At 47.4% G+C, this 15,686-nt stretch carries 8 protein-coding genes; 1 reads left to right on the forward strand and 7 read right to left on the reverse strand.

The window, feature by feature from the left end:
- Nucleotides 1-16 precede the first annotated feature (16 nt).
- The 7 genes from DW036_RS13225 to glmS form a co-directional block, all read right to left on the reverse strand.
- Complete coding sequence (locus DW036_RS13225; protein WP_118464781.1) at nt 17-997, reverse strand: GntR family transcriptional regulator; 981 nt, start codon at nt 995-997, stop codon at nt 17-19.
- Nucleotides 998-1,179: 182 nt separating this feature from the next.
- Nucleotides 1,180-1,455, reverse strand: coding sequence for a type II toxin-antitoxin system YafQ family toxin (locus DW036_RS13230; RefSeq protein WP_118464782.1), 276 nt, complete (start codon nt 1,453-1,455; stop codon nt 1,180-1,182).
- Nucleotides 1,455-1,652 (reverse strand): hypothetical protein, encoded by a 198-nt coding sequence (locus tag DW036_RS13235; protein ID WP_044268755.1) that lies wholly within the window; start codon nt 1,650-1,652, stop codon nt 1,455-1,457. Before DW036_RS13235 ends, DW036_RS13230 begins: the two co-directional genes overlap by 1 nt.
- A gap of 92 nt (nt 1,653-1,744) precedes the next feature.
- Nucleotides 1,745-4,978: a carbamoyl-phosphate synthase (glutamine-hydrolyzing) large subunit gene (gene carB, locus DW036_RS13240; RefSeq protein ID WP_118464783.1), complete on the reverse strand. Its 3,234-nt coding sequence runs from the start codon at nt 4,976-4,978 to the stop codon at nt 1,745-1,747.
- A 21-nt stretch (nt 4,979-4,999) separates the two neighbouring features.
- Complete coding sequence (gene carA, locus DW036_RS13245; protein ID WP_007218623.1) at nt 5,000-6,076, reverse strand: glutamine-hydrolyzing carbamoyl-phosphate synthase small subunit; 1,077 nt, start codon at nt 6,074-6,076, stop codon at nt 5,000-5,002.
- Nucleotides 6,077-6,144: 68 nt separating this feature from the next.
- Nucleotides 6,145-8,028 carry an amidophosphoribosyltransferase gene (locus tag DW036_RS13250; protein ID WP_118464784.1) on the reverse strand — a complete coding sequence of 628 codons (1,884 nt, stop codon included), beginning with the start codon at nt 8,026-8,028 and terminating at the stop codon, nt 6,145-6,147.
- A gap of 69 nt (nt 8,029-8,097) precedes the next feature.
- Nucleotides 8,098-9,942, reverse strand: a complete 1,845-nt coding sequence (glmS, locus tag DW036_RS13255; protein WP_118464785.1) for a glutamine--fructose-6-phosphate transaminase (isomerizing) — start codon at nt 9,940-9,942, stop codon at nt 8,098-8,100.
- Between the two features lie 1,081 nt (nt 9,943-11,023).
- Between glmS and gltB the strand changes: the two genes are divergently transcribed.
- Nucleotides 11,024-15,598, forward strand: coding sequence for a glutamate synthase large subunit (gene gltB, locus DW036_RS13260; RefSeq protein ID WP_118464786.1), 4,575 nt, complete (start codon nt 11,024-11,026; stop codon nt 15,596-15,598).
- Nucleotides 15,599-15,686 lie beyond the last annotated feature (88 nt).

Consider the following 15,686-nt stretch of genomic DNA (forward strand, 5'->3'; position numbering starts at 1 on the left):
GGTTTGTAAAAAAAGGCTATAAAGAGCCTCTTAAATTTACTTCCGTCGGCAGACAGACCTGTATGGGCTTGCCACTCAAGATGAAATCCGCCGTCAGGATTCCCATCTTTTGCCAATCAACACTCATCACTGTTATTCCCTTATCAATCACTTCATAAGCCGGCGTATCATTGTAGGCTATCAAGCCGAAATCAACGCCACACGTCAAACCTGCCGCACGGCTCTTCTTCACAATCTCCACTACATCCACCTGACGGATGGCAATATAGGCTTCACCGGAATGCACTTCCCTGCCGTCCAAAGTCTCTATTATCTCACATTCCAATTGATGATCTGCACAATACTTCCTGAAATAATCGCACGTCTCCTTGGGATGCTTACTTTCCCGTGCCAGAAACAGGATAAGCTTGCGATAGTTCTGCAACCTATCTGACAATTGAGCCATAGCTGCGTAAAAGGCTTCACCGAAGTCCTGGCAGATGTATGAATATTCCCGCTTATCAAACTGCCCGAAATCAAGCAGCAACAGACGGGAAGAGTCTATCTTATAGAGATAAGGGGAAATCTTTTCATTATCGAAGTTCATTACCACGTACTTATTATAACGGCCAATGGAATCGCGAAGAATAGCATTGAACAATGCTTCGTTATACTGATGAAACCACAGGTCTACCTTATAACGCGTAGAAAGGCGGCGGATGATGCTGTTATACAATGTATCTTTAAAAGGTGAATATTCATCGAGCAGCAGCAGAATATTTTTCTGACGGTTCACCACATAGTAACCTTTACCAGGAGTAGAGTCGATAATCCCCCGCTCCTTCAGATCAATAAAGGCTTTAAAAACCGTGTCGCGGGAAACTTTATAATCGTGGCTCAGCTGATTGATAGAAGGCAGGGCGGTATCCGTCTTGTAACGTCCCATGGAAATGTCCTGGCTGATCAAATCGGCCAGTTGTTTTACCTTCGTCGTTTGTTGCCCGAAAATTGTTTTCATATTGCGTATACAGGTTTAATCAAAGTAAGGATGATACAGGTAACTGTGCTGAACTGTGCTGGTGCAAAGAAAGATTATTTATTCTGAATCAGCAAGAAATAGGGATATGTTTTGCAGCATATAAAAAGCAAAAGCCCCGTTACATCTTTGCAATGCAACGGGGCGCTATATTTCTAAAGTTATCAAAACAAGTCCGAATGTGTCTCAGTATTAAGCAACAATAAAGTCAATTCTTTATCATTCTGCTCCCATATCAACAACCAGTCCGGCTTTATATGACACTCCCAATATCCGGAGAATTGTCCCGACAATATATGAGGTTTATATTCAGCCGGCAAAGAACCGTTTTCTTGTAAAAGAGTTATCACTTTATGCAAAAGTTCAAGATATAATCCTCGTTTCTGGCAACGCTTTAAATCTTTCTTGAACTGTCCGGTATATGTCAAGGTATATGCCATCAGCCTAATATTTGCTTAAATAACTCATCTGCATCTTTTGCTTTATACACACGCCCGGCCTTCACATCCTCCATAGCCTTTTCTATACCCGACTTTTTGTCAGTAATAGTCCAGCCCATCTTCTTTGCCAATTCTTTGAATAACTTTAAGTCAGCTTTCGGCAACTCAAATGAAATGGTTTCCATCGTTGTATCCATAATATACTCTCCTATATTTTTATAGTTGTAAATGCAAAGTTAAGCCATTCTCTTTGACTAACAAATGTTTTTCTCACTTTGTTATACAGAGATTATTTATACTCCGCCCACGATTTAATTGCCAAATCATCCAGTGTCATTGTACAGAAAGCATTGATGAAAGCACTTGCCAGGCGGGCATTCGTAATCAGCGGAACATTCAGGTCGATAGCGGCACGACGAATCTTATATCCGTTGCTCAACTCACCCGCAGTGAGGTTCTTCGGAATATTCACCACCATGTCGATCTCCTTTTTGTGCAGCATATCCAACGCTTGCGGCTGTTGGTTGGTCTCACTGGGCCAATACACCTGCGTATTCTCCACCCCATTCTCCGTAAGGAACTTACTGGTACCTCCCGTTGCAAAGAGCTTATACCCTTTTTGCTGAAGCAGACGGGCAGCGGAAAGCATTTCCACCTTCTGTTTCGGTGTACCGGTAGAAAGCAGGATATTTTTCTTCGGTATGCGGTAGCCTACAGAAAGCATAGCCTTCAGCACGGCACAGGACGTATCACTTCCGATACAACCAACCTCACCTGTAGATGCCATATCCACACCCAACACCGGATCCGCCTTTTGCAAACGATTGAAAGAGAACTGGCTGGCCTTGATGCCTACATAATCCAGTTCAAAGAGATTCTTATTCGGCTTCTCTACCGGAAGCCCCAACATCACCTTCGTAGCCAGTTCGATAAGATTAATCTTCAGCACCTTGCTGACGAACGGGAAACTACGAGATGCACGCAGGTTACACTCAATCACCTTGATGTCATTCTCACGAGCCAGATACTGGATATTGAACGGACCGGAGATATTCAGTTCGCGTGCAATCTCACGACTGATACGCTTAATGCGGCGTACCGTCTCCACATAAAGCTTCTGCGGCGGAAATTGAATCGTAGCATCACCCGAATGCACCCCGGCAAACTCAATATGTTCAGAGATAGCGTATGCCACAATTTCTCCATTCTGTGCCACCGCATCCATCTCCACCTCCTTGGCATGTTCGATGAACTGGCTGACAACCACCGGATGTTTCTTCGATACATTGGCCGCAAGTTGCAAGAAGCGTTCCAACTCCTCCTGATTGGAACAAACGTTCATTGCAGCACCTGAAAGCACGTATGACGGACGCACAAGCACCGGAAACCCCACTTCTTCCACAAACTCGTTGATGTCGTCCATGCTCGTAAGCTCGCGCCAACGAGGCTGGTCTACGCCGATACGGTCCAGCATGGCAGAGAATTTCTCACGGTTTTCGGCGTTGTCAATGCTTTTGGCAGAAGTACCGAGTATAGGCACTTTCTGCGCATCCAGACGCAGGGCAAGGTTATTCGGTATCTGACCACCGGTGGAAACAATCACCCCGTGCGGATTTTCCAGTTCAAGGATATCCATTACCCGTTCGAAGGTAAGTTCATCGAAATAAAGACGGTCGCACATATCATAGTCCGTAGATACAGTTTCGGGATTATAATTGATCATAACGCTGCGATACCCCTCTTTGCGGATGGTATTCAGTGCCTGTACACCGCACCAGTCAAACTCTACGGAAGACCCGATACGATACGCACCGGAACCGAGTACAACGATGGATTTACGATCGCCGAGATAATGAACATCATTAGCGATGCCACTATACGTCAGATACAGGTAATTAGTCTGTGCAGGATATTCGGCAGCAAGAGTGTCTATTTGCTTCACCACAGGGACAATGCCAACGCTCTTACGATGATTGCGCACATAGAGAATACCGTCTTCCATGTCTCCTTCATAACCGATGGCACGGGCTATCTGGAAATCGGAGAAACCTTGTACCTTAGCTTTTTTCAGCAATTCCAAAGGCAGATCGGCTATCTGTTTGTGGTTCTTGCTCCACTGTTCCAACTCTTTGCTGGTGTTCATGATGTTCATCAGCTTCTCCAGGAACCACTTATCGATCTTCGTCAGTTCGTGCACTTGATCAACGGTATATCCGGCACGGAAAGCTTTGGATATGACAAAGATACGCTTGTCCGTCGGTTCACGGAGCGCCTTGTCTATATCAGAGATAACAAGTTCCTTATTCTCTACGAAACCATGCATCCCCTGTCCTATCATACGCAAACCTTTCTGAATGGCTTCTTCAAAAGTACGGCCAATAGCCATCACCTCGCCTACTGACTTCATGCTGGAACCCAGTTCCTTGTCTACACCATGGAACTTACCCAAGTCCCAACGGGGTATTTTGCAGACCACATAGTCCAATGCAGGTTCAAAGAAAGCACTTGTGGTTTTTGTTACAGAATTCTTCAGGTCGAATAATCCGTAGCCAAGACCGAGTTTTGCAGCAACGAAAGCAAGCGGATAACCCGTAGCTTTAGAGGCCAGAGCAGAAGAACGGCTCAAGCGGGCATTTACTTCAATTACTCTATAATCTTCACTTTCAGGATCATAAGCATACTGCACATTACATTCTCCTACAATACCGATATGACGAATGATACGGATAGCAAGTTCGCGCAACTTATGATAATCGGAATTACTGAGTGTCTGTGACGGAGCGATAACAATGGACTCTCCCGTATGGATGCCCAGCGGGTCGAAGTTCTCCATGTTACAAACGGTGATACAGTTGTCAAAGCGGTCGCGCACCACCTCATACTCCACTTCTTTCCATCCACGCAAGGATTTTTCCACAAGCACCTGCGGGGAAAAGGAGAAAGCTTTCTCAACCAGCACATCCAGTTCTTCTTCATTGTCACAGAAGCCGGAACCCAGTCCGCCAAGAGCGTATGCAGCGCGGACAATCACCGGATAACCCAATTCGGCAGCAGCACGACGGGCATCAATGGCATTTTCTACGGCTTCGCTTTTAATAGTCTTTACATTGATTTCATTCAGCTTATGCACGAAAATCTCACGGTCTTCCGTATCGATAATGGCTTGTACGGGAGTACCGAGAACTTTTACACCATATTTCTCAAAAACTCCGTCTTTGTAGAGGGCAACACCGCAGTTCAGTGCCGTTTGTCCACCAAAGGCAAGCATAACGCCATCCGGACGTTCTTTTTCGATGACTTTCTCTACAAAATAAGGAGTGACAGGCAGGAAATAAATCTGGTCGGCAACGCCTTCCGAAGTCTGCACAGTAGCGATATTCGGGTTGATAAGAACGGTGTAGATACCTTCTTCTTTCAAGGCTTTGAGTGCCTGGCTGCCGGAGTAGTCGAACTCACCTGCCTCGCCGATTTTCAGTGCACCGGAACCGAGTAGCAGGACTTTCTTTATATTGTTTTCTTTCATTTATTGTACATTTATAGGTGATTACAGCAGTTTCACGAACTCATCAAACAAAAACTCCGTATCCGTCGGCCCGCTGGCAGCTTCCGGATGGAATTGTGCAGAGAACCAGGGATTCCGTTTATGTTTAATGCCCTCATTAGACCCGTCGTTCATATTGATGAACAGCGGTTCCCAATCTTCCGTCAGCGTAGTGTTGTCCACTGCATAACCATGATTCTGCGAAGTGATGAAGCAACGCTCCGTGCCCACCATACGCACCGGCTGGTTGTGACTGCGATGACCATATTTCAGCTTGTATATCTTTGCTCCTCCTGCCTTACTCAGCAACTGATTTCCCATGCAGATACCGAAGATAGGTAGTTTTTCATTCTTCATTGCCCGGCGGATATTCTGCACCGCAGCATCACAGGTATCCGGATCACCCGGGCCGTTACTGATGAAAAGTCCGTCGAACTCCAGTTCATTATAATCATAATCCCAAGGCACACGGATGACTTCCACATCACGCTTCAGCAGACAGCGAAGAATATTAGTCTTCACTCCACAATCCACCAGGACTACTTTCTTCTTACCCGCACCTTCGTTGTACCGGATTATCTCCTTGCAACTCACCTTATCCACATAATTCACTCCCGCATACACGGCATCGGGCACATTCTCCGGTTCATCATCAAAAACAATCTTCCCCATCATCACGCCATGTTCGCGGAGCACCTTTGTCAGCTCACGTGTATCGATACCTGTGATGCCCGGCACCTGTTCACGCTTCAGCCAATCAGCAAGGCTTTCCACAGCGTTCCAATGGCTAAAGTCCTCACTATAATCACTTACAATGATGGCTTCCGCATGGATACGTTCACTTTCCATAAAGGTAGCCAGTCCATTCGGTTCGATAGTGAAAGGCGGCACACCATAATTGCCCACCAACGGATAAGTGAGCGTCATCAACTGTCCGGCATACGAGGGGTCAGTCAAGCTCTCGGGATACCCCGTCATAGCTGTGTTGAAAACCACCTCTCCCGCTACCGGCTTTTCGTAGCCAAACGACTTGCCGTGGAAGCGGCTCCCGTCGTCGAGGATAAGAGTTACATTTCTCATGTTAGTTAGTGATTAGTGTTTAGTGATAAGTGATTAACGTTAATCACTTATCACTAAACACTATTTCGTTAAAATTGATATACTTGTTCTATATAGTCAATAAAGGCATTATTCAGCATCTTCACCCCGCCCGGCGTAGGATAATCACCGCTGAAATACCAGTCTCCCCGATGATTAGGACAAGCCTCATGCAGCCCCTCCAACGGTTGGTATACGATTTCCACCTTCGCCTTTGTTCCGGCAGGTGTCAGCAGTTCCACCATCTTGGCGGAGATTTCCTCGTCAGTGAAAGGTGCATAGATATCCTTCACATAGTTCACCATTTGCTCCTTCGGCAGTCCTACCTGGTCTTTCGATTTGCGGTAGGCAGCGGCAATCACATCTTTCATATCCCGGTCTTTCAGCAACTCGATGGCCGCTTTAAAAGCAATGAATTCACTCATCTTTGCCATGTCGATGCCGTAATAATCGGGATAACGTACCTGCGGGGAAGAAGAAACAATCACAATCTTCTTGGGGCCCAGACGGTCGAGAATACCGATGATACTCTGTTTCAGAGTGGTTCCGCGCACAATGGAGTCGTCGATAATGACAAGATTGTCCACACCCGGCACCAGACTGCCATAGGTGATATCATACACATGCGCAGCCAAGTCATTGCGGCTGTTTCCTTCTGCAATAAACGTGCGCAGTTTGATGTCCTTGATGGCCACCTTTTCGCTACGGATACGGCGGGAAAGTATCTGTTCCAGCTCTTCCAGATTGGGGCTATGTCCCAGGGAAGCAATCTGTTGCACTTTCTCTTCATTCAGATAATCATCCAGTCCCTGCAACATGCCGTAGAAAGCAACTTCCGCTGTATTCGGGATGAAGGAAAACACGGTATGGTCAAGGTCTTTATTAATGGCTTTCAAGATATTAGGTATCAGTTTCTCACCCAATAGTTTACGTTCTCTGTAAATATCCACATCACTGCCGCGTGAGAAATAAATACGTTCGAAAGAACAGGGTTTCACCTCGCGCACTTTATTGATCTGGGTGGTGCGCAGCTTGCCTGCCTTATTTATCAGTAAGGCCTGTCCGGGCATCAATTCCTTAATGCTGCCGGCCGGCACATTGAAAGCAGTTTGTATCACAGGGCGTTCGCTGGCAAGCACTGCCACTTCATCATCCTGATACCAGAATGCGGGGCGGATCCCCCACGGATCGCGCACGGCAAACGATTCACCGCTTCCCGTCAGTCCGCATATCACATAGCCTCCGTCCCACTCCTTGCTCGAAGTACGCAGCACGTTTGCCAGATCCATATGATCTTCTATATAGTGAGTCACGCCCATGCCTGTCAATCCTTCCGCTTCGGCAAGATTGAAGAGGCGCTCCACTTCACGGTCGAGACGGTGTCCCACTTGTTCCAGCATGATGTACGTATCGGCATACTTCCGTGGATGCTGGCCGATAGCAGTGATACGTGCAAAGATCTCATCCACGTTCGTCATGTTGAAATTGCCGCAAAGAGCAAGGTTCTTAGCCCGCCAGTTGTTACGCCTCAGGAAGGGGTGCACATAGGAAATGCCGCTCTTTCCGGTAGTGGAATAGCGCAAGTGCCCCATGTAAGCCTCGCCCGCAAAAGGGAGGTATTTCTTAGCGTAATCCGCATCATGAAGCTGCTCTTTTGTCAGATCCTTAAAGTTGCTCTGCACCGTACCGAATATTTCGGTAATGGCGCCCGAACCGAGTGCACGCTCACGGAACATATACTCCTCACCGGGATTTGCTTCCAGCTTTACACAAGCCATACCGGCGCCCTCTTGTCCGCGGTTGTGCTGTTTCTCCATCAGAAGATAGAGTTTGTTCAAACCGTACATCCATGTGCCGTACTTCTGTTCATAGTATTCCAGAGGTTTCAGCAGGCGTATCATGGCAACGCCACATTCATGCTTCAGTTCTTCCATCAGTTCATTTACAATTTACAATGTACAAAGTACAATTTATCGTTTACTATTTATTTCGTATTACCCTCTTTATTCCACTGTTACGCTCTTCGCCAAGTTTCTCGGCTGATCCACATCCATCCCTTTGCATACTGCGATATGATAGGCCAGTAACTGCAACGGTACCGTAGTAATCAACGGGTCAAGACACTCAATTGTTTCCGGTAACTCGATACAAGTATCGGCAATCTTGCTGATAACCATATCTCCTTTTGTCACCAAGGCAATCACTTTGCCCTTACGCGCCTTGATTTCCTGTATATTGCTCAATACTTTCTCATAAAGCCCGTTCTGTGTAGCAATCACTACTACCGGCATTTCGGCATCCACCAATGCGATAGGGCCATGCTTCATTTCAGCAGCCGGATAACCCTCGGCATGGATATAAGAGATTTCTTTCAGCTTCAACGCACCTTCCAAGGCTACGGGATACGAATATCCGCGTCCCAGATAGATAAAGTTATGCGCATACGTGAAGATCTTGGAAAGCTCTGCAATGCTGCCGTTCAACTTCAGCACTTCTTTCATCTTATCAGGAATGCGGTTCAGCTCTTGCACAATGGCAAGAAATTCCCCCTCATCTATCGTATTCTTCTCCTTGGCAAGCGTCAGCGCCAGCATAGTGAGCACTGTCACCTGTCCCGTAAACGCTTTGGTGGAAGCCACTCCGATTTCAGGGCCTACGTGGATATAAGAACCCGTATGCGTAGCCCTCGGAATAGACGAACCAATCGCATTACAGATGCCATAGATAAATGCCCCACGGCTCCGCGCCAGTTCTACAGCTGCCAGTGTATCCGCCGTCTCGCCACTTTGCGAAATCGCAATCACCACATCCTTACTGTCTATCACCGGATCACGGTAACGGAATTCCGAAGCATACTCCACTTCCACCGGAATGCGGCAAAGACTTTCTATCAAATGCTTTCCGATAAGAGCCGCATGCCAGGAAGTACCGCACGCCACGATGATGAAACGTTTGGCTGCCAGCAGGCGGTCTTTGTTATCAATCACTGCGGAAAGCACCACATTTGTACTTTCTACATTGATACGTCCGCGCATACAGTCGTGAATGCAATCGGGCTGTTCAAAAATCTCTTTCAGCATGAAGTGCGGATAACCACCCTTTTCCAACTGTCCCAGATTCAGCGCTACCGTCTTCACTTCGTGCGGACATTCCACATTTTTCAGGTTCACCACCTTCAGTTTCTCTCCGCGGCGGATGACGGCAATCTCTTCATCTTCCAAATATACGACTTTATCTGTATATTCCACAATCGGCGTAGCATCCGAAGCCAGGAAAAACTCATCTTCACCGATACCTACCACCAACGGACTACTCTTGCGGGCTGCTATAATTTCATCCGGATTATCCTTATCCAGCACGGCAATGGCATAAGCACCGATTACTTCACGCAACGCTAATTGCACAGCAGTCAGCAAATCTGTATTTTTGGATTTCTGGATGAATTCTATCAGTTGCACCAGTACTTCAGTGTCCGTACTGCTTTTGAATGAATAGCCTTTGGCCTGGAGTTTTTCTTTAAGGACGGCGTAGTTTTCGATGATGCCGTTGTGGATGAGAGCGAGATGTTCGGAAGAGGAATAATGAGGATGGGCGTTAGCGGAGCAAGGTTCCCCGTGCGTAGCCCAACGGGTATGGGCAATTCCGATGTTACCGGAAATATCTTTTTGAGTAACGAAAGTTTCCAGTTCCGAAACCTTACCTTTCGTTTTGTAAACGTTCAACTGTCGGTTATCACTGATTAATGCTACCCCTGCACTATCATATCCGCGATACTCTAATCGCTTCAATCCTTTGATAAGAATGGGGTAGGCTTTCTTTTGACCAATATAGCCTACTATTCCACACATACTAATTAATATTTGATTTTGCGCTGCAAAGATATAAAATCTCACGAACATAAAGTTAATATTTTGCCTATTTATTTATCAAAAGAATAGAAAAAAGATATTTTCTTGTCAAAAAGTTAAAGAAAACAAACTTATTAAAGCAAAAGGAATAACTTTATAAATCCAAAGCAAGCAATGGAATTTTAGTTTTATATTGAAAGGAGATAGCGGAAAAATCTTCTAATCCGACAAAGAGTGTCGTTTTTCAAGGTTGCCAAATTGCCAAAAAGCCAAATTGCCAAGGCCAAAGGAAAAGGCCAATAAGATAAAGAAAAACTGTTGGTGGAATTAATTCATAATGAAAAAGTAATGAATAAAAGTAATGAAACAGTACTATCTCAATTCTCCTCCTCCGTCGGAATTGCTCTCCCCCGATAACGGGGGAGCCGGAGGGGGTGGAGTACCCGAAGGGGGAGGTGGTAGGTGAGAAAAGAATTCCTTATTTATATGATTCATCGGTATTTCTTGCTTTACCTACCACCCCGCCCTCTGGGCACCCCTCCTCCGACGGAGGAGGGGAATTGAGATACTCGATTTACTTAATGTAGAAATACTCATTATTCATACCCGAAAGAAAGAAATCAATTCTGCCAACGGGTAAAGAGACTAAATCCACGTCAATCCCATATCAACACTGTATCAAGTCCGTACCATCTCCGTGTCTATAGGAATGGACTTGGTACGGAGTTGGTATGGACTTGACACGGAGTTGGTACGGACTTGGTTATATCCGGATAAGGATGAAACGAAAAAAATGTCATGCACTTCCCTTTTGGCTATTTGGCATTATGGCAATATGGCAATTTCTCGAACGAGGGAAAGGCATACTTACAATACAGAATATAAATCACGCATTTTACTTCAATTCAAAACGTAAAAGCACATATTTTATTTCAATTTAAAACATAGATCCAATAAACAGACATTTTGCAAGTCACAAAAACCCGCATTATCATACCAATACGAAATTAAATTAATACTTTTGCCAAACATTTTGATAGCAATAATAGGTATTACCGCAGAATAAAGTAAACTTAAAAAGATGAAAGAAGAACTTTTTAACAACGAAACAAAGAGAAAAGCCGGACAACAGGGAAGGGAAGAAAGCCAACATCCTGTATATCAACGACAGCCCAGGCAGTTGGGCTTGTATGATGCAGAGAACGAGCATGACGCTTGTGGTGTCGGTATGTTAGTGAACATCCACGGAGGCAAGTCACACGAACTGGTGGAGTCTGCATTGAAGGTGTTGGAGAACATGCGTCACCGGGGCGCCGAAGGTGCGGATAACAAAACCGGAGACGGTGCCGGCATTCTGCTGCAAATCCCGCATGAGTTTATTCTTTTGCAGGGAATTCCTGTTCCCGAGAAAGGGAAATACGGTACAGGTCTTCTCTTTCTGCCGAAAGATGAGAAAGACCAGGGTGCTATCTTAAGTATTATCATCGAAGAGATTGAAAAAGAAGGATTGACATTGATGCACCTGCGCAATGTGCCCACTTGTCCTGAAATCTTAGGAGAATCGGCACTTGCCAACGAACCGGATATCAAACAGATTTTCATCACCGGATTTACGGAAAGCGAGACAGCCGACCGTAAACTCTATATAATAAGAAAGCGAATAGAAAACAAAGTACGCAAATCCGATATTGCCACGCACGAAGATTTCTACGTTGTCTCCCTATCCACGAAGAACATCATCTACAAAGGTATGCTCTCTTCACTGCAACTGCGAGGCTACTTCCCCGATCTGACAAACCCCTACTTCACCAGCGGCATAGCACTGGTGCACTCCCGCTTCAGCACCAACACCTTCCCTACCTGGGGATTGGCACAGCCGTTCCGCCTCCTGGCCCACAATGGCGAAATCAACACCATCCGCGGCAACCGGGGTTGGATGGAAGCCCGCGAAAGCGTGCTCTCCTCTCCCGTCCTGGGCGACATCAAGGAGATACGCCCCATCATTCAGCCGGGGATGAGCGACAGTGCCTCACTGGACAATGTTTTGGAATTCCTCGTTATGTCAGGCCTCAGCCTGCCGCACGCCATGGCCATGCTGGTGCCTGAATCTTTCAATGAAAAGAACCCCATCAGCGAAGACCTGAAAGCATTCTATGAATACCACTCCATCCTGATGGAACCGTGGGATGGCCCCGCCGCCTTGCTGTTCAGCGACGGACGTTTTGCTGGCGGTATGCTCGACCGTAACGGATTGCGTCCTGCACGCTATCTGATTACGCACAACGACATGATGGTAGTTGCCAGCGAAGTGGGCGTGATGGATTTCGAACCGGGAGACATCAAAGAAAAGGGACGCCTGCAACCGGGTAAAATACTGCTGGTAGATACCGAGAAAGGCGAAATCTACTACGACGGAGAATTGAAAAAACAGTTGGCCGAAGCCAAGCCTTACCGCAGTTGGCTGGCAACGAACCGCATCGAACTGGATGAGCTGAAAAGCGGCCGTAAGGTAGCGCACACTGTGCCCGATTATGAGAGGATGCTGCGCACCTTCGGCTATTCCAAGGAAGATGTAGAGCGGCTCATCGTCCCGATGTGTACCACGGGTGCCGAGCCTATCAACTCAATGGGAAATGATACGCCGCTTGCCGTGCTCTCCGATAAGCCGCAACTACTGTACAACTACTTCCGCCAACAGTTTGCACAAGTCACCAATCCGCCTATCGACCCGATACGCGAGGAACTGGTAATGTCACTGACGGAATATATCGGCGCCGTGGGTATGAACATCCTGACACCCAGCGAAAGCCATTGTAAGATGGTGCGCCTCAACCATCCTATCCTGAGCAATGCACAACTGGATATTCTTTGCAACATCCGCTACAAAGGTTTCAAAACGGTGAAATTACCCTTGCTGTTTGAGGCAGCAAAGGGCCGTGCCGGATTGCAGGAAGCACTCACAGCACTTTGCAAGCAAGCGGAAGAGTCCGTCAGCGAAGGGGTGAACTACATTGTACTGAGCGACCGTGATGTAGATGCCACTCATGCGGCTATCCCTTCTCTGCTGGCAGTAAGCGCAGTACACCACCACCTGATTTCGGTAGGAAAACGCGTACAGACGGCATTGATAGTGGAAAGCGGTGAAATACGCGAGGTGATGCACGCAGCCCTGTTACTGGGATTTGGAGCCAGTGCCCTGAATCCTTACATGGCATTTGCCGTGATTGACAAGCTGGTGGCGAAGAAAGAAATCCAATTGGATTATGCCACAGCCGAAAAGAAATATATCAAATCCATCTGCAAGGGATTGTTCAAGATCATGAGTAAGATGGGTATCAGTACCATCCGCTCGTATCGGGGAGCGAAAATATTCGAAGCCGTAGGTTTGAGTGAAGAGCTCAGCAATGCTTATTTCGGCGGGTTGAGATCCACAATAGGCGGCATCCGGCTGGATGAAGTGGCACGCGATGCAATCGCATTCCACGATGCAGGTTTTGCCGCACAAATAGACGGATTACTCCCCAACAACGGTTTGTATGCTTTCCGTAAAGACGGAGAAAAACATGCCTGGAACCCTGAAACCATTTCTACCTTACAACTCGCCACACGCCTGGGCAGTTATAAGAAGTTCAAAGAATTCACCAGTCTGGTAGATGGAAAAGAAGCGCCTATCTTCTTGCGCGACTTCCTGGATTTTCGCCGTGCCCCCATTTCTATAGATAAGGTTGAACCGGTAGAAAGCATCATGCACCGCTTTGTGACGGGTGCCATGAGTTACGGGTCTATCAGCAAAGAAGCGCATGAGGCAATGGCCATTGCCATGAACCGGATTCACGGACGCAGCAACACAGGTGAGGGAGGCGAAGACAGCGCACGCTTTACGCCCCGTGAAGACGGAACCAGTCTGCGTAGCGCCATCAAGCAGGTAGCTTCGGGACGCTTCGGTGTAACAACGGAGTATCTGGTGAACGCCGATGAAATACAAATCAAAGTGGCACAAGGGGCCAAACCGGGCGAAGGTGGTCAGTTGCCGGGCTTTAAAGTAGACCAGGTGATTGCGAAGACACGTCACTCCATCCCCGGCATTTCATTGATTTCTCCCCCGCCCCATCACGACATTTACTCCATCGAAGACCTGGCACAGTTGATCTTCGACCTGAAGAATGTAAATCCTCACGCCAAGATCAGTGTGAAACTGGTGGCCGAAAGCGGCGTGGGAACCATTGCCGCCGGAGTGGCCAAAGCAAAAGCCGACCTTATCGTCATCTCCGGTGCGGAAGGTGGCACGGGCGCCTCTCCTGCTTCCAGTATCCGCTATGCCGGTATCTCTCCTGAACTGGGACTGAGTGAAACACAACAGACCCTTGTACTGAACGGTCTGCGCGGGCAAGTGATGCTGCAAGTGGACGGGCAACTGAAAACCGGTCGTGACATCGTGCTGATGGCGATGCTGGGTGCCGAAGAGTTCGGATTTGCAACCAGCGCTTTGATTGTACTGGGCTGCGTCATGATGCGTAAATGCCATCAGAACACCTGCCCTGTGGGTGTGGCGACACAGAACGAGGAACTTCGCCGGCGCTTCCACGGACGTAGCGAATACTTGGTGAACTTCTTCACTTTCCTGGCACAGGAAGTACGGGAGTATCTCGCAGAAATCGGTGTGGAACGTATGGATGATATCATCGGACGCACGGATCTAATTATCCGCAAGTCAGAAAACGAATCACCCAAACAATCCCTGATTGCTTTCGACAAAATACTGGCACGCGTCGATAATGGTGCAGCCATCCGCCACACCATCGACCAGCAACACGGCATCGACCACGTAAAAGACGTTGAAATGCTGCATGCCGCTGCCGAAGCTCTGGAAAGCCAGAAAGAAATCTCACTGGAATATACCATTGCCAATACGGATCGTGCTTGCGGAGCCATGCTTTCGGGCACCATTGCCGCGAAGTACGGTGAAGCGGGACTGCCGGAACATACGTTGAACGTAAAGTTCAAAGGTTCTGCAGGACAAAGTTTCGGTGCCTTCCTTGTACCGGGTGTCAACTTCAAGCTGGAAGGTGAAGCGAACGATTACCTCGGCAAAGGCCTTTCGGGCGGACGGATTGCCGTGCTGCCTCCGGTACGCTCTAACTTCCAAGCCGAGAAGAATACGATTGCAGGAAACACCTTGCTCTATGGTGCAACCAGCGGTGAAGTTTACATTAATGGGCGCGTAGGCGAACGTTTTGCTGTCCGCAATTCCGGTGCCATTGCCGTAGTAGAGGGTGTAGGCGATCATTGTTGCGAGTACATGACGGGCGGTCGTGTGGTAGTCCTCGGTTCAACAGGGCGCAACTTCGCAGCCGGTATGTCGGGCGGTGTAGCTTATGTATGGAATAAGGATGGAAACTTCGATTATTTCTGTAACATGGAAATGGTGGAACTAAGCCTCATCGAAGAAGCATCCTATCGTAAGGAGTTGCACGAACTCATTCGTCAGCACTACCTCTATACAGGCTCCAACCTGGCACGCACGATGCTTGATAACTGGAACCGATATGTGGATGAGTTTATCCAGATAGTCCCCATCGAGTACAAGAAGGTGCTGCAAGAGGAGCAAATGCGGAAACTGCAACAGAAGATTGCGGAGATGCAGAGAGACTACTAAAAGTACAATTGACCATTTACAATGTACAATTACCATGCGGAACAACTGTCATAATAGCATCTGGAAATAAACATTGTAAACGGACAAA

This window comes from Bacteroides sp. AF39-11AC (genome assembly GCF_003474285.1).
In the GTDB taxonomy this organism is placed as follows: domain Bacteria; phylum Bacteroidota; class Bacteroidia; order Bacteroidales; family Bacteroidaceae; genus Bacteroides.